We start from the raw sequence: 24,512 nt of genomic DNA on the forward strand, positions 1-24,512 counted from the left end.
TCCCCGTCATGCACGGACCGCACACCGTTGGGCGAGGCCGCCATGTCCACGTTCAGGTTCGCCGCGGTCTGGCCGACCTCGGCCTGGCTGAGCTCGTCGACGTAGTGCTGGGACCCGTACAGCCCGTCCTCCTCCCCGCCCCAGAACGCAAACCGGACCCGGTTGGCCGGCTTGATCCCGGCCTCCTTCATCCACCGCGCGGTCTCCAGGACCGCCGCTACCCCGCTGCCGTTGTCGTTGATGCCCGGGCCCTGGCGCACGGAGTCCAGGTGCGCGCCCACCACCACGGTGTGTCCGGCATCGCCGCCGGTGTCGGCGATGATATTGAAGGACTCCACCCGCGGCTTGCCCCGGCGCTCGCCTTTGAACGTGAAGGTCTGCCGCACCGGTTCATACCCGGCCGCCCGCAGTTGCTCCTCCACATAGCGGCCCGATTCCTCATATCCGGACGTGCCCGAAGCGCGGTTGCCGCCATTGGCATCGGCAATGCGCTGCAGCGCCTGCATGTGCCCCGCCATGTTCCGGGACTTGAAAGCCGCCAGCACCGTCCGCGCGTCCGCCGCGCTGACAGGCTCCACCTGGGGCACCGAAGCACTGGGAATGGCGGACTTGGCGGGCTTGGGAGATTTGCTCGCCGCGGCGCTGGAGGGCGAATCGGATCGGGAGCCGGACGGGGGACCGGGGGTGCACGCCGCGGTCGAGAGCAGAACGAGGGCGAGAACCGAGGGAAGTAGGTGTTTTCGCAGCGTGATCATGTCGGGGACCCATCAGTAGTCGGAACCAGTTTCAATTGCTTCCGGCTCGATTGGTCAAGACGCTTGCCACTGACGCTCCAGTAAGTCGCGGCCGCCATCGCCCGGCAAATTCTCCTATCAGATCGCTCTCATTGTCAGTCCTTCGGCGGCATCTGCCCTAGCCTCTGAAGCTGTGAATCTCCTGAGGAAATTTGCGGGTAGGGCCGGCCGATGCGCGCGTGGGATGACAGGTGACAGGTGCCAGGTGCTTGATCGCGCGTGGCGGGCGAAGGTGAGCCCCCGTTCGGGGAGAGTCCGGACCAGAATTCCACTGTTTCTTAAAGCAATACAACTGTTGACTAGTGAGCAACTTCACAGTTAGAGTTGCGAAACCGAAAAGCCGCCGGAAGGCGGACTCGAGATCTCCAAGGGGAGGAGATGGCGCGCGCGAACCGCCGCTGTCACTTCCTGTTTCTTTACTGCGCTAATTCTTTACTGCGCTGAACCTTCACGGCGCCAACGCAACCACCCGCACCGCACCCCACCACGCCCGCAATCCGGCGCGCCTTCTTTCGGCGTGCCCGCGTACATGAGAGGCACTGTCCCCCATGACAGCATTCCGTTCCACTCCCTTTGACCGCAGACAGCTCCTCAAAGCGGCAGCGCTGACGCCGTTTGCGGGTCTGGCGCTCTCCGGCTGCGCGGCCAAGCCCGCCGAAAGTGCCGCCGCGAACAAGACGGTGACGGTCACGTCCTACGGTGGCTCCTACAACGACCAGCTGACCCAGACCATCCTGGACCCGTTCTCCAAGCAGTCCGGGATCCAGACAACGCTGCTGGCCAACACGAGCCTCGCCGCGCTGAAGGCCCAGGTCCAGTCCGGCGACGTGCAGTGGGACCTCGTGGAAATCACGGCGCCGGAGTACGAAGTAGCCGTGGCCGAGGGGCTGCTGGAGAAGTTCGACTACGACATCATCAGCGACAAGGGCCTGCCGGGTTACGCGAAGGCCGAGTACGGCATCAAGTACCTGAGCTTCCTGTTCGTCATGGCGTGGGACCAGAAGGTCATTTCTGACGCGCAGGCACCGAAGGACTGGGCCCAGTTCTTCGACCAGGGCAAGTACAACACCAAGCGCTCCGTGTATAACCAGCTCTCCGACAGCTCCGTCCTGGAAGCCGCCCTGCTGGCCGACGGTGTCCCGTTCGACCAGATCTACCCCCTCGACGTCGACCGGGCCCTGAGAGTATTGGGCCAGCACCCGGGCAAGGACCGGCTGATCTACCACGCCGCCAACCAGGAGCCCATCCAGCAGCTCACCTCCGGTGAGGTCTCCCTCTCCACCAGCTTCAACAACCGCATCAACGCAGCCCGCCACGACGGCGCAAAGCTGAACTTCTCCGCAGAAAACGCCGTCCTCGCCGGCGACTACTTCGTGGTGCCGAAGGGCGCCAAGAACAAGGAAGCGGCCTTCAAGTTGATGAACTTCATGTCCAACGACGCCGAGGCCGGCGCAGCGTTCGACAAGGTCACCAACCTGACCCTTGCCAACACCCCGGCGCTGTCCAAGCTGCCGAAGGAAATCGCGGACACGCTTCCCACCAGCCCCCGCCTTGCGGACAAGATCCTGGTCCGGGACGACAAGTGGTGGTCGCAGAACCTGAAGAAGACCGAGCAGCAGTTCAAGCTCTGGCAGGCCAGCTGAGATGAGCAACGCAACTCTGGAACGGACGCGGCCGCGGGGCCGCGGTGCGCCTCCCGGCGCTGAAGCGGCACCACGACGGCGGCGCAGCGGCTGGTGGCTGCTGCTGGCCCCGATCCTTGCCTTCGACGTCGTGCTGTTCCTGACGCCGCTGGGCAAGTTGGTCGGCGCAAGCTTCGCCGACAACGCCTACCAGCGGGTCCTCGAGGACCCGCTGGTGGTGCGGGCGCTGGTCAACACCCTGACTATCAGCCTGGCGAGCACCATTGTCACGGTGGTGCTCGGCTACATCATTGCCATGGTCCTGTGGCGGGCCGGAACAGTCACCCGGGTGATCCTGTTCGCCGTCGTGCTCCTGCCGTTCTGGACCGGCATCCTGGTGAAGAACTTCGCCTGGGCGGTCCTGCTTCAGGACAACGGCATAGTGAACGCCTTTCTGCAGGGAATCGGGCTTACCGGTGCGCCGATCCCGTTGCTGCACAACCGTTTCGCCGTGATCGTCGGCATGGTGCACTGCCTGCTGCCGTACGCGGTGTTCCCGATCTTCTCCTCGCTGGCATCGATCGATGACCGGCTGGGGCTGGCGGCCCGCTCGCTGGGCGCGCGGGAGGGATCCGTGTTCCGCAGGATCACGCTGCCGCTGAGCATGCCCGGCGTTTCCGCGGCCGGGCTGCTGGTCTTCATCATTAGCACGGGCTTCTTCATCACGCCCGTGGTCATGGGCGGACCCGGCGACATGATGATCGCCAACCAGATCGACTACTACGCCCGACAGCTCACGGACTTCTCCGGGGCCGCTGCACTGGCCGTCATCCTGACGGTCATGGTCAGCATCCTCGTGGCCGTCTACCAGCGCGTCCTCAAGGCGGGAGGCCAACATGAAGACAATTAATCCGCAGCACCGCCTGCTGGCGCTGCTTTCCATCCCGGCCTTCCTTTTTCTCGTCATTCCGACGGCGATTGTGGTGCCGGTCGCGCTGAATGACAGCCGCTACATCACCTTCCCGCCCGAGGGGATCTCCTTCGCCGCCGTGGCCGGGTTCTTCGCCGACCGGGCCTGGACCTCCGCGCTGACGGCCAGCCTGCAGTCGGCGGCGATCGCCGTCGTGATCGGTGTGCTGCTGGGCGCAACCGCGGCGATCGGCCTGCACGGGCGCAAGTTCCCTGGACAGCCCGCAGTGGTGGGTCTGATCCTCGCGCCGATGATCGTGCCGACCGTGGTGCTTGCGCTGGCGTTCTACCAGTTCTTCATCTCGATCGGGATGGTGGGCAGCATCGTGCCCATCGGCCTGGCGCACGCAGTGATCGCGACCCCTTACGTGTACCTGACCACCCGTGCCAGCCTCGCCGGGCTCAACCCGGCCCTGGTCCGGTCGGCGCAGAGCCTGGGGGCGGGATCGCTCTCCGTCCTGCGGCACGTGTATCTGCCCATCATCCTGCCCGGCCTGATCTCCGGGGCGCTCTTCGCGTTCTCGGTCTCGATCGATGAGACGGTGATGTCCCTGTTCATGCAGTCCCCGGGCGCCACCACCTTGCCGGTCAAGATGTTCACGGATATCCAGTTCAACCTGACCCCGAAGATCGCGGTGTCGTCGGCCCTGCTGGTCAGCGTCGCCACAATCGGGCTGCTGCTCCAGGTCATGTTTGTCCTCAAGCGCCGATCTTCAACCCGGATGCTGCCGCTGGCCGTGTCCGCACAAACGTAAGGAAAGTCGATGACCGCATCAGTGATTTCCGCGGAATCAATTCCCGGGACGGGCAGGGCCGCCCAGGGCGCCATTGAGCTCCGCCAGGTCAGCAAGCACTACGGCGACGTCGTTGCCGTGGACGAGTTGGACCTGACGGTTCAGCCCGGAGAGTTCGTGACCCTGCTCGGCCCCAGCGGCTCCGGCAAGACGACCACCATGATGATGGTTGCGGGGTTTGAAGAACACACCGCCGGAACCGTCCTGATTGACGGCAGGCCCGTGGACTCGCTGCCGCCCCGGGACCGCAACCTCGGTGTGGTGTTCCAGAACTATGCCCTGTTCCCGCACATGAGCGCGCTGGAAAACGTGGAGTTCGCGCTCCGTATGAGGAAGGTGCCGCGACCGGAACGGCGCCAGCGCGCGGAGGAAGCCCTCGACCGGGTGGGACTGGGCAAGATGGGCGGCCGGAAGCCGCGCCAGCTCTCCGGCGGGCAGCAGCAGCGGGTGGCGCTGGCCCGGGCGCTGGTTTTCAACCCGGCGGCACTGCTGCTGGATGAGCCGATGGCAGCCCTGGACAAGCGCCTCCGCGAGCAGATGCAGGAGGAGATCAAGACCCTGCAGAAGGGCCTGGGCATCTCCGTGCTGTTCGTGACGCACGACCAGGACGAGGCCATGGCCATGTCGGACCGGATCGTGGTGATGAAGGACGGGAAGATCGTGCAGTCCGGGCCGCCGGAGGAGGTGTACAACCACCCCCTCACCGACTGGGTAGCCAGCTTCCTCGGCGACACGAACCTCATCCCGTGCACCATCGTGGAGCGAAACGGCGAGGAGGCAGTGGTGGACCTCGGCGGACTTGGTCTGGCCAAGGTCCGGGACCGCGGGGCCGGCGGCGAGAACTACGCCGTCTCCATCCGACCGGAGCACCTCAAGTTCAGGACGCCGGCCTCGGCGGGCAACAGATGCGCCGCGACCCTGGTGTCCTCGACGAATCTGGGCGCCACGGTCCGCCACCGCCTCACGGCCGGCGGCCACGAACTCCAGCTCCGCGAGCTGAGCTCCGACCGGGCCGCCGGGATCCTGCCGGATGAGGAGCTGTGGGTGGGCTGGGAACCGGACAAGGCCCAGCTGCTGGTCCTGGAGTCCTGACCCCGGGAGCGGTCCACAGGCCTTGGGGGACATGCTCATTGCCGGACAGCACCGCAAAGCATGTCCGGTGCGAGGGAGAGCGCAAAAGCACCCGTGTGGGGACATGCCCTCCTCCGGCAGCCAGGGATGGACATACGCCCACTATGTCCATCCCTGAGCCGCTCGGAGGGACATGTCCCTTCCGGGAGGGGGACATGCCCACTGCTGAGTTCCGGCAGGGGGCATGCCCCCTGCCGGAAGCGGTGACGATGCCGTGTAGTAGTCAGCCGAACTCTTTGATGAAGTCCAGGGCGGTTTGGGCGACTTCAGGCCAGCCGTGATCGATCGTGAGAGAGTGGCCGCGTTCGGGTAGTTCAGTAATTGCTGTGTGCGCCGAGTTTCTTTCTTGCCTCTTGTAGGACGCATTGGCGATGGCCCACGGTACTGTGTGGTCTTTCTCCCCGGAGATGATCAGCAGCGGCCCCCGATCCGGATTCTTCGTGTCAACCTTGGCCTCGGTGAACGGGTTGAGGTTTGCCGTTGCAGCCTGGAAGAGCGGCACGCCTGATGCCGGGACATGAAAATCGTCAAACAACTGGCGGGCTTCGTCCTCGTCCAAGGCATTGGCCCAGCCGAAACGGAATTCGTCAAAGGTCAAGGACACGGCGCGCCTGGCGTTGGCGGGATTCGCGAGAACAGGCGCTGCCGACTTCAGGGCTGAGGCCGGCAGGGGCAGGACACCCCGAAACGGTGCGGGGTCGATCGCCACTGTGACCGCAGAGGCTCCCGTTCCGGCAATTCGCTGGGCGATGAGTCCGCCGAAGGAATGCCCAACGACGGCGGGCTTGACGGTCAGCTGGCCAATCGCGTCGAGGTAGTGGTCCGTGACTTGCTTGACCATCTTCTTGGCAAAGACCTCCGGGTCGCGTCTGGCCTCGTCGACGCTTTCGGGATCATCGGGCCACGTGGGGGCGAGCGTGGTGTAGCCGTTCTCCTCATATAGGGCCCGCCACCGGTCCCAACTGCTGGACAGGAGCCACAGTCCGTGGACGAAGACGACGGGTTTGAGGCCGGAAGCGTTGGCCCGGTCCACCTGCTGTTGCTCAAGGTTGGTCATATCAGCCATGGCGCTCATCCGTTCGCGTGTGCTTAGCGGGCCGTTATGGGGGACGCGGGGACGACTTCCCGCAGGCACGAGTATGCCCGCGGACCGTGCCGATGGCAACGATTTCGCTGGATACCGGCACGGGCTGCAGGCCAAGTGGCAACCGGGGTACACCCTGTTAGTCGGCAGGCGGGGTTTCGTCCGGCAGCGACCGGCCCGGGGACATGCCCTCCTCTGGCGCTCAGGGATGGGCATAGTCTCACTAAGTCCATTCCCGGGCTGCGCCGAGGGACATGTCCCTTCCGGGAAGGGGACATGTCCCCGCGGGGCAGGCAGTGGGGGCATGCTTATTGCCGGGCAGCACCGGGGAGCATGTCCTGGGGCCAGCGCGACGGCGGGCCCCCTGTCAGCCGCAATTAGCCACGGCTTTGCGGCCCGCCACGCGCACCGGGCCCCAAAGCCCTGGCTTGGCATGGCCGGACCTACAATGGTTTCGATGATGCCAGGACAGATTGCAGCTGCTGATGGAAAGAACGTGCTGAGCGTCAGCGCGGGCATCATCACATCGGTCTGGCAGCCCGGCTCGTCTGTAGATGTCCACGACGCCAGGGACGCCATGCGGGCCGTAGCGCAGGTCAGCGGCGGAACCCCGATGCCGATGCTCTCCGAGATGACGGACGTGGAGATCAGCGCGGCCGCCAGATACGAGTTCGCGCAGACAACAGGGGTTCTGGCGATCGCCGTGCTTGGATCCAGCACCGTGGATCGCGTGATTGCGGCGGCAATGAGCCGGCACACCCGCTACCCCCACGAATTCTTCACTTCCCGGGACGACGCCATGGCCTGGCTGAACAACTTCACCACCACCGGCGCCCAGCCCGGTGGATACGCGGACGGCCTTTCCGCCCGGGCGTGACCATTCCGGCCAGCGCCGTGCGCTTAGGCCTTTTCCGCCGTCGTTGTTGCGTCGGCCTCCTTGACCTGCCGGTTGGTCGCGGCCCAGCTGGCCAGCAGCCGCAGCGCGTCCTCCGACGCGGAGCCGGGCTCGGCGTTGTAGACCAGCAGCGACAGCCCGGCGTCGGCCGAGACATCCAAGGCCTCGAACATCAGGTGGAGTTCCCCGACCACCGGGTGGTGGAAGTGCTTGAGCCCGGTGTAGTGCTGGCGCACGTTGTGCGCGGCCCACAAGGTGCGGAATTCCTCGCTCCGCGTCGATAGCTCGCCCACAAGGTCGGTCAGTCCGCGGTCGAAGGGGTCCCGGCCGGCCTCGGTGCGCAGGATCGCGACGGTGTCGCTCGCCGCACGCTCCCAGTCCGGATAGAAGCTGCGCGAGCGGCCGTCCAGGAAGATGAAGCGGGCATGGTTGGCCGGACGGGCCGGTCCAACATACATGTCCGAATACAGGGCGTAACCCAGCGGGTTGGCCGCAATGATGTCCATGCGCCCGTTCCGCACAAAGGCGGGCGCGTTGGTGATGGCGTCCAGGGTCAGCTGCACGCTGCGTCGGACGGACTCCGCGGGACGGGGTCGACGGCGGGTCCGGCTGCCCGGGGCCGCCGCCCGGGCAAGGTCGAAAAGGTGGGCCCGTTCGGCGTCGTCGAGCTGCAGAGCCCTCGCCACCGCGTCCAGTACACCTTCCGAAACGCCGGACAGGTTTCCGCGCTCCAGCCGGGTGTAATACTCGACGCTGACGCCGGCCAGCATCGCGACCTCCCCGCGGCGCAGCCCCGGCACCCGGCGCTTGGCGCCATAGACCGGCAGCCCCGACTGCTCGGGGGTGATCTTCGCCCGGCGCGAGGCAAGGAATTCGCGGGTCGCGTCTCGATTGTCCATGCCATCAACGTTAGGCCTTACGGCTCGCTGAGGGAGGCCCTGCCAGTACCCCTATCAGCAGTGACTCCCTCAGCGCTGCGAAGACGGGTTTGATGGATGGTGTTCCGTTGAACAACCCCCAACGATCAACAAGCAGGAGATTCATTGCTTACCGTCAACGCTTACGCATCACCCTCCGCGACCGAGCCGCTCGCCCTCACCACCATCGAGCGCCGCGACGTGGGCCCGCACGATGTCCTGATCGACATCAAGTTCGCCGGGATCTGCCATTCGGACATCCACACCGTCCGCGGCGACTGGGGTCCGCAGACCTACCCGCTGGTCCCCGGCCACGAAATCGCCGGGATCGTCACCGAGATCGGCTCCGCCGTTACCAAGCACACGGTCGGCGACCGCGTCGGCGTCGGCTGCATGGTCAACTCCTGCGGCGAGTGCGTCAATTGCCAGGCCGGCGAGGAGCAGTACTGCCTCGCCGGAAACACCGGCACCTACGGCGCTGTCGACCGTGACGGCACCATCACCCAGGGCGGCTACTCCACCCACGTGGTGGTGGCCGAAGACTTCGTAGTCACCATCCCGGAGGGCATCGAGCTCGACGTCGCCGCGCCGCTGCTGTGCGCCGGCATCACCACCTACTCGCCGCTGAACCACTGGGGCGCGGGCCCGGGGAAAAAGGTTGCGATCGTCGGCTTGGGCGGGCTGGGCCACATGGCAGTCAAGATCGCCCACGCCATGGGCGCCGACGTCACCGTCCTGTCCCAGTCGCTAAAGAAGCAGGAAGACGGGCTTCGCCTGGGCGCGGACCACTACTACGCGACGAGCGACGAAAACACGTTCACGGAACTTGCCGGCACCTTTGACCTGATCATCAACACGGTCAGTGCCGCGATCGACATCAGCGCCTACCTGCAGCTGCTGTCCCTCGACGGCGCCCTGGTCAACGTCGGCGCGCCCGCGGAACCGCTCCCGGTGAACGTGTTCTCCCTGATCATGGGGCGCCGGTCCTTCGCCGGTTCCGCCATCGGCGGCATCCGCGAAACCCAGGAAATGCTCAACTTCTGCGCTGAGCACGGTCTGGGCGCCGAGATCGAGGTCATCCCGGCCGCGAAGGTCAACGACGCCTACGAACGCGTCCTGGCCTCCGACGTCCGCTACCGCTTCGTGATTGACACCGCGACCCTGAACTAGGACGGCGCCCGCCAAGGGACCTGCGCCGCTGTCCGAGGGCGCGGAGTCCGAGTGGGTGACCTCGTGAGCGACGAGGAATGCAACGGCGCCGAGTAATACGGCTGTGCTAAATTCTCCGATGCTGCCGGTGCGGGGCCCCGCCGTCTCTGCGGTGCGGGGCCCGGCCCGGCACACCAGGGCCGGTGGCCTGATTGACCTTGCCGGGAGCGCTTGCCGTAAAGCCGTTGGCCCCGCAGCCGGTGCCCGGCTAGGACCCCGGTGCGGCCGAGACCATCCAGAAGCCCGCCACTTCGGCACCGGCGGCGTCGGTGCCGGGACGGAGTCCCTGAACCTGGACTGGTCCGGCCCTCAGCTCGACCCGCGTTGTCTCAACTGCTCCGCAGTCCAGGTTCATCTCCGCGCTGCCCCCGCCCCGGAGGCCGTCTTGGGACACCGTCAAGAGCGCATGCGGTGCGCCGATGCAGGCGGCGGTGAGCGTGTAGGTTCCCTTCGGCACCGCAGCGGCCGAGTGGCGGAATCCGCTGCCGCCAATCCCGCCCGTTCCGCCGAGAACAAGCCCGCCCGGCCGGGTGCCGAGGACTGCTTCGAGCTTGCCCAAGTTGCGCTGCTCGGCCGCGGGGAGGCCGGGGTCTACCCGCGGGGGAGGCGGCGGGGCCGCCCGGCCCGCCCTGGTGGGGGCCGCCGTCGGGTCTGCTACGTCATCGGGGTATTCACATCCGGCCAGGCCTGCTGCGGTGCCGGCCACCGCCAACAGCAGCACGGCGCCGCGCATCCAGTGTCTTCCCCCACCAAGTGACTTCCGCTGTGACTTCCCCAGTGCCATGCCCCGAGCCTACTGGCTCCGACGGCGGAGACGGCGAGAACGGCGGCACGGTGTTCTTGATCTATTGCCCCGGTGCCCGGTACGACGGCGTCTTCGTGGCTGCCTCGTCAAGATCCTCCGGAGTCATGAGCGGTTTCAGGTGCAGGTTCACGGCGCCGGTGGAGTTGATCATCAGCGACAGCGCGACTGCGTTGGCCTGATCGGGGATATCGAAGACCCCCACGACGTCGGTCTCTCCGAAGGCGTAGTAAAAGCTGTCGAGTGAGCCGCCCACCGATTTGAGGGCTTCGACCACCGCGTCACGCCGCTTGGTGCCGCCCTCACGCATGAGGCCCTTGATTCCGTCGCCGACGTAATTCGCTTCGAACAGATATTTGCTCATCGTTTTTCCTATCCTGTGACGCCCAGGACAGCGGCCTCCCAAGCCTGCCCGCTCCAAATGTTGGAAGGTCCGGGGCTGGTCCCCAGAGTGGGGCCTGCCCACATGCTAGGCCTTCCACTTCACCCGGTACAACGGTCTTTTGGCGGGCCCCGGGTCATCGCGCCGGGCAATCCGGCCCTACCGCCGGCCAAAGGACTGGAACATAATCGCCGTATCAACCCCGAACGCACAATGGAGGCGATCGACGTGTCTGTCTACACGCTCGGAATCTGGCTGGTGCATCCCGGCCGCGAGAACGATTTTGTGCAGGCCTGGCGGGACCTGGCCAGGAAAACGAAGGAGGATTTTCCCAACGCCAAAGGGGTGCTGATGCACGACCGCGACGTCAAAAACAGGTTCATCAGCACCGGTCCCTGGGAGTCCCTGGAACAGATTGAGCAGTGGCGGGCCTCTTCCCTGTTCAAGCAGAGCGTCGAGGCAATGAAAGACATCCTGGAGCATTTTGAGTCGCGCACGCTGGACGAGGCAGCCAGCATCGGCTGGGACGCGACCGACATGTGAGTTTCCGCGGGAATCGGGGGGCCGCCGGCTGTCCGGCCGCGCACCGTCCCGCAGGGCTATTCGACCTGCAGCGCCGCAAACACAGAAGTCAGCAAGAGATCGTTCCGGCCCCAGACGGGATCGAAGATTTCCACGTACCAGGCATCCGCCAGGACCAGGGCCAGTGTCTCGTTGGTCTCGGCCGCCCAGTCCCTGAGCTGGTCTTCCCCAACCGGCCCCTCGCTGCTTCCGAGCACTGTCACCACGTCGCCGTCCTGGAGGGTCACCGGGATAGAGGCGCTGCTCGTCTCACCGGGGGCATGCGCAACCGTCACCAGTCCGGTTCGGGTGGACAAGGCCAGGAGGTCCGACGCCGTCTCCGCGCTGCAGAAGGCCGTCACATAGGCGCGCTGCGCGACGCCACCGGCCTGAACGCCAGGCTGCGATTCCTTGGTGAAGAGCCCGTTGCGGTTGAGGAGGGCAAGCTCTGCGGCGATGGCCTTGGTCTCGTCGTCGAACCCGCGCGAGAAGACTCCGGGCTGGTATTCGCTGGTGCCCTCGAGCCAGCGGGCGGTCAGCTCGCCGGCCGCCGCGATGGTGGCGGCCTGCCGCCAGACTTCGCGGTCCGCGAGAAGCCGGCCGAAGCTGTCCCGTTCGGTTGTGAACCTGTCCTCTGACATTTAGGCCTCCTTTGCTGTGGACTGCGGTGTGGGGTGCGGCGGGGTTTGCGGTGCGGGGTGCGTCTGCGGGGCGTGGTGCTGCAGGAGGACGGACAACCGTTCGCAGCTGACCCGGAGCGCCTCCAGTTCACGCCTGCTGTAGTCATCGATAATCGCATTAATGCGCTCGGCGAGCTGCTCATCGTCGACCTCGAACTCGTGGTTCAGGGTGACCACGGAGAGCCCGTCCGCCGGGCGGATCTCCCAGTCGCCAGCAAGTTCTCGGAGCGGGGGTTCGAGGTCCAACTGGTGGAACTCCGCGCGGTGGCTGGCGGCATCAAAGACGCGCCAGCAGTGGCTTGAGCTGAGCGAGCCGTTCGAAACCAAGGACGTGCGGAGCTCGTGCGCGGCGTCGTCGCCGCTGACCCGCTCGGAGTACACCGTCAGGCCGTCGAGATAAGGCCAGTGGGAGGCGTCCCGCAGCATGCCGAAGACGAGGTCCGCCGGGGCGTTGATGCCGAGCCGGTGCGTGGTCCGGTGCGTCCTGTGGTCCGTGCTCACTGACAAGTTCACCCCTCCTGTGTCGTGCTGTCACCCTGCAGGTCTTCTATGCAGGCTAGGCCAGTTGTGGCGGGCCGTGAACAATTCCGTCCCGCCACGTCACGCAGGGCAATCTTCGGTAACACTCCGGCGTCCCCAGGCGGCGTCCGCGGACGCCGGATGAACGGGTATTACCGCCTGTATCCCTTGGTTTCACCCGGTTTCGCGGCGCTTTGACCGGCATTCCCGCGCCCCGGATAGTTGCTGGCACCAGCACCACAGACCACCCCTTTCAAGGAGAAACCATGTCGAGTCTTTCGTTCAAGTCCGGCGTCGCCGTAGCGTTGGCGGCCACCACCGTTCTGGGTCTCGCGGCCTGCTCCGATCCGGGCGCCGCCGCTGCCGGCGGCACATCCGCGGCGCCGTCGTCCTCCTCCGGCATCAAGCAGTTCAACCTCTCTCCGCAGCAGGACCGCATCAAGGCCACAGTGGATGCCGCGGCCGCAGCGCTGGTCCCGGAAGCCATCAGGAAGGACGGGAAACTGACCGTGGCGGTGAGTCCGTTCGCGGCGCCGCTGGCCGTCTACGCCACGGACAACAAGACCCCGGTGGGCAATGAGGTGGATCTCGCCGTCGCGCTGGCCGAGTCGCTGGGCCTGGAGGCGGATATTGTCCCGACCGCGTGGGCCGACTGGCCGCTCGGCGTCGATTCCGGCAAGTATGAGGCAGTGCTCTCCAACGTCACCGTCACGGAGGAGCGCAAGCTCAAGTTCGATTTCGCCAGCTACCGCGAGGACAAGCTCGGCTTCTACGCCAAGGCCGACAGCAGCGTCACCAAAGTCGAGTCGGCCCCGGACGTCGCCGGCAAGCGCGTGATCGTCGGCTCCGGCACCAACCAGGAGGCGATCCTGCTGCGCTGGGATGAAGAGAACAAGAAGAACGGCCTCAAGCCCGTGGAGTTCCAGTATTACGACGACGACTCCGCCTCCCAGCTGGCCGTCCAGTCCGGCCGGGCGGACCTCACCTTTGGCCCCAACGCCACGGCAGCCTTCAAGGCCGCTTCCGACGCCAAGACCAAGCTGGTGGGCCTGGTGGACGGCGGCTGGCCGCTGAAGGCCAGCATCGCGGTCACCACCAAGAAGGACAACGGGTTTGCCGCCGCGGCCCAGGCCGGACTGAACCACCTGATTCAGGACGGCAGCTACGCCAAGATCCTGGACCGTTGGGGGCTGTCCGAGGAGGCCGTAGCGAAATCGGAGCTGAACCCGGCAGGCCTGCCGAAGAGCTAGCCCGCCTCAGCCCGCTTAAACCATCGCGGGGTCACATCGCGCCCGTCCCGGAGGGGATTATGGGCGCGATGTGACCCCGCGTTGCTTGTTTGGGCGGTGCCGCAAGCCAAGAATCCCCGCCGGAAACTTCTCCGGCGGGGATTCTTTGTGTCTGCTTGGTGACGAGCTGGGATCGTGTAGGCCTAGGCCTAGGCCTAGGCCCGTGCCGTGACCGAGTCGGTCTCGGCGTCGGCGGCTGCGCGCACCGGGGTGGCCAGGCCGAGGTTCTCCCGCAGTGTGCTGCCCGCGTACGCCGTGGGGTACACGCCGCGCTCTTGGAGTTCCGGCACGAGGTGGTTGACGATGTCATCGAGTCCAGACGGGACGAGCCACGGGGAGACGTTGAAGCCGTCGACGGCGCCGGTCCGGGCATACTCGGCGAGCCGGTCCGCGACCTCGGTGTAGGACCCGGTGAAGGTGGAGTCACCCCGGCTGGTCTTGGCCGAGACGAACTGCCGGATGGACAGGCCCTTTTCCTTGGCCTCGGCCCGCCACTGGTCGGCCCGTTGGCGGGCCTTCGCGCCATGGAAGCCGCTTCCGCGGGTTTCGGAGGTCTCTTCCACCACGGGGTCGATGTCCGGCAGCGGCCCGTCGGGATCGTAGCCCTGCAGCTCCCGGCCCCAGAACTGCTCGAGGTACGCGATAGCCTGCTGCGGGCCGATCTGCAGGCTGCGGACCCAGGCCTTCTTCTCGAGGGCCTCCTGCGGAGTGGCGGCGAGAATGAACTCGCTGGCGGGCATGATCTTCACATCCTGGGCGCCCCGGCCGGCCCGGAGCGTGCGCTCCACGATGTCGCGGCGGAAGTCCAGGGCGTCGTCGAGCTGCGGGTGCGCGGAAAAGATGACGTCCGCCTGCCGGGCGGCGAAGTCCCGGCCCTCGGGCGAATCCCCGGCCTGGAACAGCACCGGCCGGTATTGGGCGCTGCGCGGCAACCTAGGCGTGAGGTCCACGGAGTAGTGCTGGCCGCTGTGGCGCACCCGCCGGACCGCCCCCTCCGCCGACCACCGGGCGGCGGAAGCCGAGGCCGCGATGGCGCCGTCCTCCCACGCGTCCCAGATTCGCTTGGCGGTTTCCACGAAGGCCTCGGCATGGGTGTACCTGTCTGCATGGTCCAGGTAGCCGCCACGGCGGAAGTTCGCGCCGGTCCAGGCGTTGTCCGTGGTGACGATGTTCCAGGCCGCGCGGCCGCCGGAAAGCAGATCCAGCGTGGAGAGCCGGTGCGCCAGGTCTGCGGGGTCGTTGTACGTGGTGTTTTGGGTGGCGACCAGGCCGATGTTGGTGGTCACGGCCGCCAGGGCCGCCAGCGCGGTCTGCGCGTCGGGACGGCCGGCGACGTCAAGCGCGTGCGGTCGGCCGAGGTGCTCGCGTAACCGCAGGCCCTCGCCGAGGAAGAACGCCGCGAACAGGCCGCGCTCGGCCGTTTGGGCGATGCGCCGGAACGATTCGAAATCGGTCTGCGAGCCGGACTCGGCGCTCTTCCAGACCGTTCCGGAGTTGACGCCCTGGAAGAACACGCCCAGCTGGAGCTGCCCTGACGGGGTGAATCCAGATGGGGTGAATTCAGCGGCGGGGTGGGTGCTGTGGCTCATGGTGGACTCCTTAGTTTTCCGTGCCGGGGGCGCTGGTTGCAGCAGCGTAACGACTGGCCGGCCGCGCCAGCCCCAGCTGTTCGCGGAACGTGGCGTCCGGGGTGGTGGGGGCCAGGAGCTCGCGCCGCCGCAACTCTGGCAGCACCAGCCGCGACAGTTCCTCAAGATCCGTCTCCAGCACGGCGGGGTGCAGGCGGATGCCGTCGGCCCAGGCCAGCACCTCGGTGAGCAGTTCGGTCAGCTCAGCCGCCGTCCCGACGAACCGGGCGCGCGGACTCTGCCACACGGTGTGGCGGTTCAGCCCGGCCAGCCGCTCTGCGGCGCTCTGGCCACGGGAATCCAGCACGACGTCGAGCTCGGCAATCAGTGCAGGCCCACTGCCGCCGGCGACGAGTGCCGCCCGCGTCGCCGCGAGCTCGGCGGCCAGGAGCCCGGGCGTCGGGGCCGAGACCAGGAGCGCGTCGGCCACCCCGGCCGCGACAGCCTCCGGAGTGAGGAGCCCGGCCGGGGCCAGCACAGGGAGCTGGCCCTGCGGCGGCCGCGGAATGATCGACGGACCCTTGATGGAATAGCTGCCGTTCTCGACGTCGATGTAGTGCAGCTTGTCGACGTCGAGGTAGCGCCCGGTGGGGACGTCGCGGATCACGGCGTCGTCCTCCCAGGAGTCCCAGAGCCTGCGGCTGACCCCGATGGAATCGGCGGCCTCCCCGGAGAGCCGCTCCCCGCGCACAGTGTCCCGCCCGACGGCGGCGGCATCGGCGGCGCTTGATGAGGCGGCTACCAGCCAGCCGGCCCGCCCGCCGGAGACATAGTCCAGGCTGGCTAGCTGGGTTGAGAGGTGGAATGGCTCGGTGTAGACGGTGTCCACTTCCGGGATCAGGGCGAGGCTGCGCGTCACGGGAGACGCGAACGCGGCCCGCTGCAGGGCGTTGAGCCGGGCAGCGGCGTCCCGGTCCGGGTTATCGGTATCCGGCAGTGCGGGATCTGAAAGTGCGGGGTCCGGCAGGCCGGGGTCGGAAAACGTCGCCGCGTGGAACCCGGCAGACTCGGCGGCGAGGACGGCGCCGCGGAGGTGTTCCGGGTCCAGCACGGACGCGGGGGCTGTGCGGGAAACCCGCCACGCGGCCGGATGGCTGCCGGCGCCGTCGAGTTCCAGGACCAGCAGGCCGTGTCCCCGTGCCGCGTTCTGGGCGGGAGTGGTGCTCATGATGCGTCCTGTCGTTCGTAGGGGATCTGTTCGCCGGCTTCGATGGCCACCGGCAGGCGGTTCTCGGCCGGCGGCAGCGGGCAGGTGGCGAGGTCCGTGTAGGCGCACGGCAGGTTCACCGCCCGGTTGAAGTCGAGCGCAACCGTCCCGTCGGCGCCCGGAGCCGGCACGGTGAGCGAGCGGTTGGCCGCGTAGGTGCTCTTGCCCGACGTCGCGTCCGTGAAGAGCACCGACAGCGTGCCCGGAGTGTGGCCGTTGAAGGCGGTGAGGCTCAGGTCCTTACCGTGCAGCCGGAAGCGGATTTCACCTGGGGCCTCGTATACGTGCTGGATGCCTTCGACCGCGGCGCCCACCGTGGTGCGGCGCGGCTCGACGAACGGGACGAATATTCCTGAAATGGCATATTCGGGGGTGGGTTCGAAGGCGGGTGTGCCGCGGTAGCCGGTAAGCAGCGGATTCAGGGGATGCCGCGGCCGAACCACATACCGGCCGCCGCGCTTGGCGAGCTCGATCACGGTATGACCGGCGCCGGCATCTTCCACGCGCAGATTCAGGCCCTCGCGCTCGGGAATCGGGCCGAGAAACACGGTGGCTCCTGTCCCGTCCGCGTTCAGTTCCTGCCCGTCGCGAAGGACGCGTTCGCCAGCCCGCAACACCAGACGGACGGTGTCGTCCTCCACGCTCCACGTGCCCGGTGCGCCATCCAGCCGGGCGGGCGAGGAATCGAGCCAGTGCAAGTGGGTGACGGCGAGGAAGCCGTGGGGGTCGGCGCGGTGGCGTTCGTGCGCGGCACGCCAGTCCGCCCAGGCGGCCAGGAGTTCCCGGTCGGGACGGACGTCTGGGCCGCCAACGGGGCGGCCGTCGGGACTGGGCCGGCGGTCCGGGGCGGCGGCCAGGAATTCCAGGTCCGAGCGGCTGTCGGTGTCAGTTGGTGTAGACATGGGAGCTCCTGTGGTTGTTGTGGTCGGCTGTGACGCGGGCGGCGGCGTCGGGTTCGGTGGCACCGCCGGACTTGCCGGCGAGGCTGGCCTCCGGGCGGCCGGCGTACGGGTCGCCGTCGGCCCAAAGCGTGGTGGGCGCGGCGGCGCGGACGGCCGGAATGACCTCGAGGGCGAACCGCTCCAGGATTTCCAGCTGCCGGTCGAAGGGCAGCGTGGTAGGCAGCGAGATGGACTGCAGATCGTGGCCGTAGAGCGCGTGGTAGCTGAGGATCTTGTCGATCACCTGCTCCGGGCTGCCCACCAGGGCCGGACCTTCGGCAACGGCGTGGTCGATGGCCCGGTAGGGGGAGTTGTTCCCGGGAACATTCCTGCCGGTCGTGAGGGCCTCGTAGACCGGGCCGAACTGCCGCTTGGCCTCCTGCGTGGTGTCAGCGATGAACACCCCGCCGGCGCCGGATCCGGAGCCCAGATACTGATGCCGGGGATCGTGGCCGTTCCGTGCATATTCCTCGCGGTAGTGGTCAATGAGCACCTTGTAGTTTTCCCGCGGCTGGATGGCATTGGCCGTGAACAGCGGATCGCCCCACTGCGCCGCCAGGGCGGCCGAGGCCAGGCTCGTGGCGGAACCGTGCCAGACCCGCGGCGCGCCGGCGAAGGGCCGGGGCGTGGTGGTTGTGGGCTCTGTCAGCGCAGTGCGGAACGTCCCGGACCAGGTGACGTTCTCCTCGGTCCAGAGCCGGCGGAGCAGGCCGTATTTCTCCGCGAGCAGCTCCCACTGATCCGCCAGGTCCAGGCCGAACAGCGGGTACTGCAGCACCTCGTTGCCCTTGCCGATCACCAGTTCCAGCCGGCCGCGGCTCAGCTGGTCGATCGTGGCGTAGTCCTCCGCGACCCGTACCGGGTCCAGCACGGACAGCACCGTCACGCCGCTTTGCAGCCGGATCCTGGTGGTCACGGCGGCGATGGCGGCGAGCACGGTGGTGGGGGAGGAAGAGATGAATTCGCCCGCGTGGCGTTCCCCGACCGAGAAGCTGTCATAGCCGAGTACCTCGGCCCGGCGCGCGGTTTCCACCACCTGGTTGAGCCGGTCCGCGGTGGAGACAATCGCCCCGGTGACGGGGTTTTTCAGGTGCGGGATGATGTCGAGGACCTGGAACCTCACTGTGTTTTCCCTGCAGGCGCGTTCCCGAAGTTGGCCTCGGTGACGGTTGTGGACTCCGGGAGGGCTTCCTCGGAGAGTCCCCAGCGGTCCAGGACCTTGGCGTAGGAGCCGTCCTTGATCGCGGAGTTCAGGGCGTCCGTGATGGCCGGGGCCAGGCCGTTGCCCTTGAGCGTGGTGGCGGCGACCAGTGTCTCGGACGGCCAGCCGGCGTTGACCTTGCCCACCACCTTGAGGTCGTCCCGGGTGTTTTCCCGGTACGTGACGGACGGGTAGGGCGCGAGGTTCAGGTCCGTGCGCCCGGAGGACAGGGCCAGGATGGTGTCGGCGTCGGAGGAGTAGTACAGCAGCTCCGCCGGCGCCTTGCCCTTGGCCTCCAGCTCCTTGTTCCAGGCGATCAGGATCTTCTCCTGGTTGGTGCCCGAGCCCACGGAGATCTTCAGGCCGGAGATGTCATCGGAGCCCTTGATGTTGTAGCTGGAGCTCTTCTTGGCCTCGAAGCCCATGTACGCGGCGCGGTAGCTGGAGAAGTCGAAGAGCTTCACACGGGCGGCGTTGATGCCCACGTTGGAGAACACGGCCTCGAAGTCGCCGGACTGGGTTTTCAGCGGCCAGTTCTCCCAGGAGGTCACCTGGACATCCAGTGCCAGGCCCAGCTTGTCCGCGACCAGCTGGGCCAGGTCCACTTCGACGCCGATCGGGGTCTTGTCGTCGGTGGCGTGGAAGGACAGCGGAATCGCGCCCGCCGTCGTGGCCACGGTCAGCTTGCCGTCCTTGCCGATCAGCGCGGGGACTTCCGCGGCCAGGGCCGCATCCTTCTTGGCCCTGATGCGTTGCTGGTCCGGCGAGGTGTTGTAGACGACGCCGTTGCGCGCCGCCGTCGTCGCCGGGTGCCCGCCGGCGGCCGCGGAGGCGCCGGGATCAGCGCAGGCACTCAGTGCCAGCGTGCCCGACAGGGTGCCGATGAGGACGACGGTGGGAAGCGCCGTACGCTTCCGCCGGGGATTAGGACTGGGACGGGCGGTGCGGAGGGCGGAGCTGATGGCCATGGGTGTTCCTTAGATGTTGAAAGCGGGTTCGATCACCTTGGAGAAAAAGCTCCGGGTGCGTTCTTCTTGCGGGTTGGTGAAAATCTCCTGGGGCGTGCCTTGCTCGACGATCTGGCCCTGGTCCATGAACACCACCGTGTCGGCGACGTCGCGGGCGAAGCCCATCTCATGCGTGACGATGATCAGCGTGGTGCCGGACTTGGCGAGCTCGCGGATGACGTCCAGGACCTCGTTGACCAGTTCCGGGTCCAGGGCCGAGGTGGGCTCGTCGAAGAGCAGGATCTTGGGGTCCAGGGCCAGGGCCCGGGCGATCGCGACCCGTTGCTGCTGGCCGCCGGACAGCTGGCGGGGGTAGGCGCCGGCACGGTCCTTCAAGCCCACCCGGTCCAGCAGTTCCAGGCCGCGTTCGCGGGCCTCGGCCTTGGACGACCGGGGTTTTCCGGCCCGTGGCGCGACGACCGGGGCCTCGGTGACGTTTTCCAGCGCGGTCAGGTGCGGGAAGAGATTGAAGTTCTGGAACACCATGCCGATCTCGGTGCGTTGCTTCAGGATTTCCTTTTCGCGCAGCTCGTGGAGCCGGCGCCCCCGGACCTCGTAACCCACCAGCGTGCCGTCGATCGCGATGAACCCGGCGTCGACCTTTTCCAGGTGGTTGATGGTGCGCAGGAGGGTGGATTTGCCGGACCCGGACGGGCCGACAATTACGGCGACGCCGCCGGGCTCGACCGTCAGCGTGATGCCCTTGAGGACTTCCGTGGCCCCGAAGGACTTGCGGACCTTGGTGATCTCGACGAGGCCGCGGGTGGTTTCGGCGTCAGTGGCGGCGGGCGCCGGTAGGGTGTGGGTGGCAACGGCGCTCATCGGGTGCCCCTTTCCTGGGTGGTTGCGCCGGTTGCCGGCGCATGCGTGGCGAGGAATTTGCGGGCCTTTTGCAGCGGGGTCAGGGGCAGCGTGCGGACGGCGCCCTTGGAGTAGTGCCGCTCGATGTAGTACTGGAAGACGCTCAGCACCGAGGTGATCACGACGTACCAGAGGGTGGCCACGAGCAGCAGTGGCAGGACCTGCTGGGTCCGGTTGTAGATGACCTGGACGGTGTAGAACAGCTCGGAGTAGGCCAGGACGTAGACAATCGAGGTGCCCTTGACCAGGCCGATCACCTCGTTGAAGGCGGTGGGCAGGATGGCCCGCATGGCTTGGGGCAGGACGATCCTGGTGGAACGCCGCCACGCCGGAATGCCCAGGGCGGTTGCAGCCTCGAGCTGGCCCTGGTCCACGGAGAGGATGCCGCCGCGGATGATCTCGGCGGAGTAGGCGGCCTGGTTCAGGGTCAGGCCGAGGACCGCCGCTGCGAACTGGCTGATCAGGGTGGTGGTTTGCGCCTCGACGAAGTGCACGTCCGTGAAGGGGATTCCGAGGCTGATTTTCTCGTACAGGTAGCCCAGGTTGTACCAAAGCAGCATCTGCACCAGCAGCGGCGTGGAGCGGAAGATCCAGGAGAAGGTCCAGGAGACGGAGACCAGCAGCGGGGATGCGGAAAGCCGCATCAGGGCCAGGAGGAAGCCCAGGATGAACCCGAGGGCTCCGGAGATCGCCGTCAGCTTCAGGGTCTCCAGCAGGCCGTTCACAATCGACTGCGCGGTGAACCATTGCGCCACCACTCCCCACTCCCAGCGCGGGTTGGTGGCCAGGGACCAGGCAATGCCCGCCACGCCCAGGGCGACGACGGCGGTGCCCACCCAGCGCCACGGGTGGCGGGCCGGGACCGGCCGGTAGTCGGCATAGTCGGTGGCTGCCTTGCGGCCCGCTGCACCGGCCGTTTCGCGCGGTGCGGTTCCGGTGCCGGCGGCGGCTGTGGGCCCGGCGGTGCCGGCCGGTGCGGTTTCGGGTGCGGTTCCGGTGCCGGCGGACGCCGGCACCGGGGCGGACTGCGCCACCGGGGTTGCTGTTGAACTCATGCGCCACCTCGCTTCTTCCAGTTGCTGTGGGGGTACGGTTGGCTGCCAATCTAGGGGCCGCCGAAAACGTGCGGCAAGGCGGCAAGTTGCATACGTTCACGCAGGTTCGCACGGCGTCACACGACGATTTCTTGCCTCGATTTACGCCGCGTTACGTGGGGTGAACGGCCGTGACCGGCGCCTCGACCGGCCACGTTTCGGGTGCCTAGCATGAGGGCTGCGTACCAGAGCGAGGAGACCGTCATGCTAGTGAATGCCCCATCCGTGGTCCTCATCGGCGGCGGCCCGCGCACGGCCGGGTTGCTGGAACGCCTTGCCGCCAACCGGCCGGAGCTGCTCGCCGGCGCGCTCCAGATCCACGTCGTGGAGCCGCACACCCCGGGCGCCGGCAGGATCTGGCGCTACGAACAGCACCCCGGGCTGATGCTCAACTCCGCCGCGGCGGATGTCACGATGTTCACCGATGCCTCGGTCCAGTGCGAGGGGCCGGCGGTTGAAGGCCCCGGCCTGCCGGATTGGGCCGCCGGGGTCCTGGACGGCTCCATCGCGGACGTCCCGGAGCTGACTCCGGAACTCCGGCGCCAGCTGGCTGCCCTCACCGGCTCCACCTTCCCCACCCGGCAGCTGCAGAGTGTCTACCTGGAATGGTTCTTCCGGCGCTCCGTCGCGGCCCTCGGGCCGGACGTCACCGTCACGGTGCACCGGGACACGGCGTCCGCCGTCGAACTTGTGCAGGACGGCCCGGAACAACGTGAACCCAAACAGGGCCCGGAAAGCTACCGCGTCCGGCTGGCCAGCGGCGCGGTGCTGCGCGCCGACGTCGTGATCGCTTCCCTGGGGCACACGGATTCGCTGCCGGACGAGGAGTCCGCCGCGTGGGCCGGTTTTGCCGCCCGGCACGGCGCGTTCCACGCGGCGCCCAGCTACACCACCGACGTCGACTACGCACCGCTCGCCGCCGGCCAGGACGTGATCGTCTCCGGCATGGGCCTGGCGTTCGTGGACCTTCTGGTTCTGCTCATGGAGGGTCGCGGCGGCAGGTTTGAAGAGTTGCCCGACGGCGGCCTGCGCTACCTGCCCTCCGGTGCTGAGCCGCGGTTGTGGGCCGGGTCCCGCCGCGGCGTGCCCTACCACTCCAAGATCACGTCAGCCCTGCGCGGCGACGCAGCGGCAGAGCCCGCGTTCTTCACCGCAGAGGCCGTCGCGGTGCTGCTGGACGCGCCCGGCGAGGTGGACTTCCGCGACCAGTTGTGGCCCCTGATCGCGAAGGATGCAGGCTACGCGTATTACCGCGAGCTGTTCACCGGCTACCCGGAGCGGGTCCGGATTGGCTGGCCGGAATTCGCCGAGAGGTTTTCCGCTGCGGAGTGGTCCAGCCAGGACCGCCAGCGACTGGTCACTGAGTCCGTCCCGGACGCAGAGCTCCACCTGGACCTCGAACGGCTGGACTATCCCTTCGCGGACCGGGTATTCGCCGGCCACGCAGATGTCCAAGCCGCGGTGGCAGCGTACATCGGCCGCGACCTTGAATTACGCACCGGACCGGACCATTCGGAGACGCTGGCCCTGTTCATTTCCCTGCTCAAGTCCTACATGGACCTGGGCCGACTGCTCCCGGCAGAGCGGCTGAACGCGCGGTCGCAGCGCGACGTCCAGGGCTGGTGGCACGGTTTCTTCAGCTTCGTCGACTCCGGGCCGCCGCCGCGCAGGCTGCGGGAGATGCTGGCGATCCACCAGGCCGGACTGCTGCAGTTCATCGGCCCAGGCCTGGAGATCGAGGCCGCGGAGCACTCGGGCCGGTTCGTCGCCCGCTCGGCCCAGTCCGGGCTCACCGTGTCAGCGGCGGCCCTGATCGAGGCCCGGCTCCCGGCGCCGTCGGTGGCCCGCTCCGCGAACCCGCTGCTGCGCCAGCTGCACACCTCCGGGCTCGGCACCGAGCAGCAGCTCCTGACCGCGGACGGCACGCATGCGACCGGACGGCTCCTGGTGTCCGCCCACAACGAGCTGATCAGCCCGGTGGGGGAGAGGCGCGAGCGGCTGTTCGGCGTCGGGCCCGGCACCTCCGGCTGGGGCGCGGGCGCCTTCGCCCGGCCCCGCACCAACGCCGCACCGTTCCGGGAAAACGACGCCTTGGCCCGGCGCATCCTGAACCTGCTGTCCGGCCCAACAACGGCCAGGCCAGCATCGAGCCAGACCAACAACGATCAAGCGGGCAGCGAGCCAGCCAACATCGGCCAGCCGGTGCCGCAGGCCGCCGCCGGCGGAAAGACACCGTCATGACACCGCCACCACTACACACCCCGCCCGCCGAGGCCCGGCCCATCGAAATCCCGCCGGCGGAAACCCAGCCCGCGGGCAGCTCCACGCTGACGGTCCTCAACCTCCCCATGAGCGATCCCAGGGTCCGTCCGCTCCTGGATGAGCTCGCGCTCGAATATGACACCCGCTACGGCAACCTCTTCGGCCGCGGAGCCGCCGCGGAGGAACTCAACCGCTACCCGGCGGAGGAATTCGCGGCGCCTGGCGGGGCCCTGTTGATTGTGCGCGAGAACGGCGAATCCGTGGCGGGCGGTGCCTTCCGCCGGCACGGCCCGCAGACCGCCGAGTTCAAGCGGATCTGGACGCATTCGGCCCACCGCCGCCGCGGACTGGCCCGGTTTGTCCTTGCCGAACTGGAAGCGCTGGCCGCCCGCCGCGGCTACCGGAAGGTCTACCTGACCACCGGCCCCCGCCAGCCGGAGGCGAAGCACCTTTACCTGAACACCGGCTACGAGGCCCAGTTCGATCTCTCCGCCGACCCGGAAACCATCGGACCGCTGCCCTTCACCAAAGACCTCGCCAAACCAAACCCGAATCCAACCCAACGCGGAGTCACTTAGCGCCCATCCAAGGCCTTGGGATGGGCGCTAAGTGACCCCGCGTTGCTTGTTTGTTCGCCGTGGGCCGGGGAGCGGCGCTTCGGGC

24 protein-coding genes are annotated in these 24,512 nt (G+C 67.5%); 10 read left to right on the forward strand and 14 right to left on the reverse strand.

Features of this window, described 5'->3' with window-relative positions:
* The coding region (locus tag AC1DEM_RS19790) for a M20/M25/M40 family metallo-hydrolase (protein WP_476885993.1) at window positions 1-755 on the reverse strand (755 nt) is incomplete at its 3' end.
* A 587-nt stretch (window positions 756-1,342) separates the two neighbouring features.
* Between AC1DEM_RS19790 and AC1DEM_RS19795 the strand changes: the two genes are divergently transcribed.
* Genes AC1DEM_RS19795 through AC1DEM_RS19810 form a run of 4 tightly spaced genes read left to right on the forward strand, consistent with a single transcriptional unit; the run spans window position 1,343 to window position 5,271 of the window.
* Window positions 1,343-2,437: an extracellular solute-binding protein gene (locus AC1DEM_RS19795; protein WP_476885994.1), complete on the forward strand. Its 1,095-nt coding sequence runs from the start codon at window positions 1,343-1,345 to the stop codon at window positions 2,435-2,437.
* A 1-nt stretch (window position 2,438) separates the two neighbouring features.
* On the forward strand, window positions 2,439-3,326 hold the full coding sequence (locus AC1DEM_RS19800; protein WP_476885995.1) for an ABC transporter permease: 888 nt from the start codon (window positions 2,439-2,441) through the stop codon (window positions 3,324-3,326).
* Complete coding sequence (locus tag AC1DEM_RS19805; protein WP_476885996.1) at window positions 3,313-4,140, forward strand: ABC transporter permease; 828 nt, start codon at window positions 3,313-3,315, stop codon at window positions 4,138-4,140. Before AC1DEM_RS19800 ends, AC1DEM_RS19805 begins: the two co-directional genes overlap by 14 nt.
* Before the next feature lie 9 nt (window positions 4,141-4,149).
* Window positions 4,150-5,271, forward strand: coding sequence for an ABC transporter ATP-binding protein (locus AC1DEM_RS19810; RefSeq protein WP_476885997.1), 1,122 nt, complete (start codon window positions 4,150-4,152; stop codon window positions 5,269-5,271).
* A 262-nt stretch (window positions 5,272-5,533) separates the two neighbouring features.
* Here the strand turns inward: AC1DEM_RS19810 and AC1DEM_RS19815 are convergent, their stop codons facing one another.
* Window positions 5,534-6,376 carry an alpha/beta hydrolase gene (locus AC1DEM_RS19815; RefSeq protein WP_476885998.1) on the reverse strand — a complete coding sequence of 281 codons (843 nt, stop codon included), beginning with the start codon at window positions 6,374-6,376 and terminating at the stop codon, window positions 5,534-5,536.
* A 475-nt stretch (window positions 6,377-6,851) separates the two neighbouring features.
* Here AC1DEM_RS19815 and AC1DEM_RS19820 point away from each other — a divergent pair, with 475 nt between their 5' ends.
* Window positions 6,852-7,271, forward strand: coding sequence for a DUF7793 family protein (locus tag AC1DEM_RS19820; RefSeq protein WP_476885999.1), 420 nt, complete (start codon window positions 6,852-6,854; stop codon window positions 7,269-7,271).
* 23 nt (window positions 7,272-7,294) lie between these two features.
* Here the strand turns inward: AC1DEM_RS19820 and AC1DEM_RS19825 are convergent, their stop codons facing one another.
* Entirely contained in the window at window positions 7,295-8,188 is an 894-nt protein-coding gene (locus tag AC1DEM_RS19825; RefSeq protein WP_476886000.1) for a helix-turn-helix transcriptional regulator, read from the reverse strand.
* Between the two features lie 144 nt (window positions 8,189-8,332).
* On the opposite strand from AC1DEM_RS19825, the gene AC1DEM_RS19830 reads away from it, so the two are divergent.
* Entirely contained in the window at window positions 8,333-9,376 is a 1,044-nt protein-coding gene (locus tag AC1DEM_RS19830; RefSeq protein ID WP_476886001.1) for an NAD(P)-dependent alcohol dehydrogenase, read from the forward strand.
* 247 nt (window positions 9,377-9,623) lie between these two features.
* On the opposite strand, the gene AC1DEM_RS19835 is transcribed toward AC1DEM_RS19830, so the two are convergent.
* Window positions 9,624-10,199 (reverse strand): hypothetical protein, encoded by a 576-nt coding sequence (locus AC1DEM_RS19835; protein ID WP_476886002.1) that lies wholly within the window; start codon window positions 10,197-10,199, stop codon window positions 9,624-9,626.
* Between the two features lie 61 nt (window positions 10,200-10,260).
* Window positions 10,261-10,581, reverse strand: coding sequence for a GYD domain-containing protein (locus tag AC1DEM_RS19840; protein WP_476886003.1), 321 nt, complete (start codon window positions 10,579-10,581; stop codon window positions 10,261-10,263).
* A 231-nt stretch (window positions 10,582-10,812) separates the two neighbouring features.
* On the opposite strand from AC1DEM_RS19840, the gene AC1DEM_RS19845 reads away from it, so the two are divergent.
* Window positions 10,813-11,142, forward strand: a complete 330-nt coding sequence (locus AC1DEM_RS19845; protein WP_476886004.1) for an antibiotic biosynthesis monooxygenase family protein — start codon at window positions 10,813-10,815, stop codon at window positions 11,140-11,142.
* A 56-nt stretch (window positions 11,143-11,198) separates the two neighbouring features.
* On the opposite strand, the gene AC1DEM_RS19850 is transcribed toward AC1DEM_RS19845, so the two are convergent.
* Both AC1DEM_RS19850 and AC1DEM_RS19855 read right to left on the reverse strand, forming a co-directional pair.
* Window positions 11,199-11,801, reverse strand: coding sequence for a DUF6919 domain-containing protein (locus AC1DEM_RS19850; protein WP_476886005.1), 603 nt, complete (start codon window positions 11,799-11,801; stop codon window positions 11,199-11,201).
* Window positions 11,802-12,341 (reverse strand): SRPBCC family protein, encoded by a 540-nt coding sequence (locus AC1DEM_RS19855; RefSeq protein ID WP_476886006.1) that lies wholly within the window; start codon window positions 12,339-12,341, stop codon window positions 11,802-11,804.
* Between the two features lie 284 nt (window positions 12,342-12,625).
* On the opposite strand from AC1DEM_RS19855, the gene AC1DEM_RS19860 reads away from it, so the two are divergent.
* A complete protein-coding gene (locus AC1DEM_RS19860; protein WP_476886007.1) occupies window positions 12,626-13,609 on the forward strand; it encodes an ABC transporter substrate-binding protein in 984 nt (327 codons plus the stop codon).
* Between the two features lie 194 nt (window positions 13,610-13,803).
* On the opposite strand, the gene AC1DEM_RS19865 is transcribed toward AC1DEM_RS19860, so the two are convergent.
* Genes AC1DEM_RS19865 through AC1DEM_RS19895 form a run of 7 tightly spaced genes read right to left on the reverse strand, consistent with a single transcriptional unit; the run spans window position 13,804 to window position 21,548 of the window.
* On the reverse strand, window positions 13,804-15,237 hold the full coding sequence (locus tag AC1DEM_RS19865) for an NtaA/DmoA family FMN-dependent monooxygenase (RefSeq protein WP_476886008.1): 1,434 nt from the start codon (window positions 15,235-15,237) through the stop codon (window positions 13,804-13,806).
* Window positions 15,238-15,247: 10 nt separating this feature from the next.
* Window positions 15,248-16,444 carry an LLM class flavin-dependent oxidoreductase gene (locus AC1DEM_RS19870; protein ID WP_476886009.1) on the reverse strand — a complete coding sequence of 399 codons (1,197 nt, stop codon included), beginning with the start codon at window positions 16,442-16,444 and terminating at the stop codon, window positions 15,248-15,250.
* Window positions 16,441-17,385 carry a DUF1684 domain-containing protein gene (locus AC1DEM_RS19875; RefSeq protein ID WP_476886010.1) on the reverse strand — a complete coding sequence of 315 codons (945 nt, stop codon included), beginning with the start codon at window positions 17,383-17,385 and terminating at the stop codon, window positions 16,441-16,443. Before AC1DEM_RS19875 ends, AC1DEM_RS19870 begins: the two co-directional genes overlap by 4 nt.
* Complete coding sequence (locus AC1DEM_RS19880; protein ID WP_476886011.1) at window positions 17,369-18,547, reverse strand: LLM class flavin-dependent oxidoreductase; 1,179 nt, start codon at window positions 18,545-18,547, stop codon at window positions 17,369-17,371. Before AC1DEM_RS19880 ends, AC1DEM_RS19875 begins: the two co-directional genes overlap by 17 nt.
* Window positions 18,544-19,593, reverse strand: coding sequence for an ABC transporter substrate-binding protein (locus AC1DEM_RS19885; protein ID WP_476886012.1), 1,050 nt, complete (start codon window positions 19,591-19,593; stop codon window positions 18,544-18,546). Before AC1DEM_RS19885 ends, AC1DEM_RS19880 begins: the two co-directional genes overlap by 4 nt.
* 9 nt (window positions 19,594-19,602) lie before the next feature.
* The gene (locus tag AC1DEM_RS19890; protein ID WP_476886013.1) at window positions 19,603-20,454 is read right to left on the reverse strand and encodes an amino acid ABC transporter ATP-binding protein; all 852 of its coding nucleotides are present in this window, start codon (window positions 20,452-20,454) and stop codon (window positions 19,603-19,605) included.
* Complete coding sequence (locus tag AC1DEM_RS19895; protein ID WP_476886014.1) at window positions 20,451-21,548, reverse strand: amino acid ABC transporter permease; 1,098 nt, start codon at window positions 21,546-21,548, stop codon at window positions 20,451-20,453. The genes AC1DEM_RS19890 and AC1DEM_RS19895 overlap by 4 nt, the downstream gene beginning before the upstream one ends.
* A gap of 243 nt (window positions 21,549-21,791) precedes the next feature.
* Here AC1DEM_RS19895 and AC1DEM_RS19900 point away from each other — a divergent pair, with 243 nt between their 5' ends.
* Window positions 21,792-23,828 (forward strand): FAD/NAD(P)-binding protein, encoded by a 2,037-nt coding sequence (locus AC1DEM_RS19900; protein WP_476886015.1) that lies wholly within the window; start codon window positions 21,792-21,794, stop codon window positions 23,826-23,828.
* Entirely contained in the window at window positions 23,825-24,427 is a 603-nt protein-coding gene (locus tag AC1DEM_RS19905; RefSeq protein WP_476886016.1) for a GNAT family N-acetyltransferase, read from the forward strand. The genes AC1DEM_RS19900 and AC1DEM_RS19905 overlap by 4 nt, the downstream gene beginning before the upstream one ends.
* The last annotated feature ends 85 nt before the right edge of the window (window positions 24,428-24,512 follow it).

The organism is Arthrobacter sp. 05T420 (genome assembly GCF_056396305.1).

Excerpts from the sequence above, each read along its gene's own strand:
- AC1DEM_RS19905 (WP_476886016.1), top strand. The coding sequence starts at position 23,825 with ATGACACCGCCACCACTACACACCCCGCCCGCCGAGGCCCGGCCCATC.
- AC1DEM_RS19885 (WP_476886012.1), bottom strand. The coding sequence starts at position 19,593 with ATGGCCATCAGCTCCGCCCTCCGCACCGCCCGTCCCAGTCCTAATCCC.
- AC1DEM_RS19865 (WP_476886008.1), bottom strand. The coding sequence starts at position 15,237 with ATGAGCCACAGCACCCACCCCGCCGCTGAATTCACCCCATCTGGATTC.
- AC1DEM_RS19875 (WP_476886010.1), bottom strand. The coding sequence starts at position 17,385 with ATGTCTACACCAACTGACACCGACAGCCGCTCGGACCTGGAATTCCTG.
- AC1DEM_RS19870 (WP_476886009.1), bottom strand. The coding sequence starts at position 16,444 with ATGAGCACCACTCCCGCCCAGAACGCGGCACGGGGACACGGCCTGCTG.
- AC1DEM_RS19805 (WP_476885996.1), top strand. The coding sequence starts at position 3,313 with ATGAAGACAATTAATCCGCAGCACCGCCTGCTGGCGCTGCTTTCCATC.
- AC1DEM_RS19850 (WP_476886005.1), bottom strand. The coding sequence starts at position 11,801 with ATGTCAGAGGACAGGTTCACAACCGAACGGGACAGCTTCGGCCGGCTT.
- AC1DEM_RS19825 (WP_476886000.1), bottom strand. The coding sequence starts at position 8,188 with ATGGACAATCGAGACGCGACCCGCGAATTCCTTGCCTCGCGCCGGGCG.
- AC1DEM_RS19900 (WP_476886015.1), top strand. The coding sequence starts at position 21,792 with ATGCTAGTGAATGCCCCATCCGTGGTCCTCATCGGCGGCGGCCCGCGC.
- AC1DEM_RS19810 (WP_476885997.1), top strand. The coding sequence starts at position 4,150 with ATGACCGCATCAGTGATTTCCGCGGAATCAATTCCCGGGACGGGCAGG.
- AC1DEM_RS19840 (WP_476886003.1), bottom strand. The coding sequence starts at position 10,581 with ATGAGCAAATATCTGTTCGAAGCGAATTACGTCGGCGACGGAATCAAG.
- AC1DEM_RS19860 (WP_476886007.1), top strand. The coding sequence starts at position 12,626 with ATGTCGAGTCTTTCGTTCAAGTCCGGCGTCGCCGTAGCGTTGGCGGCC.
- AC1DEM_RS19815 (WP_476885998.1), bottom strand. The coding sequence starts at position 6,376 with ATGGCTGATATGACCAACCTTGAGCAACAGCAGGTGGACCGGGCCAAC.
- AC1DEM_RS19835 (WP_476886002.1), bottom strand. The coding sequence starts at position 10,199 with ATGGCACTGGGGAAGTCACAGCGGAAGTCACTTGGTGGGGGAAGACAC.
- AC1DEM_RS19820 (WP_476885999.1), top strand. The coding sequence starts at position 6,852 with ATGATGCCAGGACAGATTGCAGCTGCTGATGGAAAGAACGTGCTGAGC.
- AC1DEM_RS19845 (WP_476886004.1), top strand. The coding sequence starts at position 10,813 with ATGGAGGCGATCGACGTGTCTGTCTACACGCTCGGAATCTGGCTGGTG.
- AC1DEM_RS19800 (WP_476885995.1), top strand. The coding sequence starts at position 2,439 with ATGAGCAACGCAACTCTGGAACGGACGCGGCCGCGGGGCCGCGGTGCG.
- AC1DEM_RS19795 (WP_476885994.1), top strand. The coding sequence starts at position 1,343 with ATGACAGCATTCCGTTCCACTCCCTTTGACCGCAGACAGCTCCTCAAA.
- AC1DEM_RS19890 (WP_476886013.1), bottom strand. The coding sequence starts at position 20,454 with ATGAGCGCCGTTGCCACCCACACCCTACCGGCGCCCGCCGCCACTGAC.
- AC1DEM_RS19895 (WP_476886014.1), bottom strand. The coding sequence starts at position 21,548 with ATGAGTTCAACAGCAACCCCGGTGGCGCAGTCCGCCCCGGTGCCGGCG.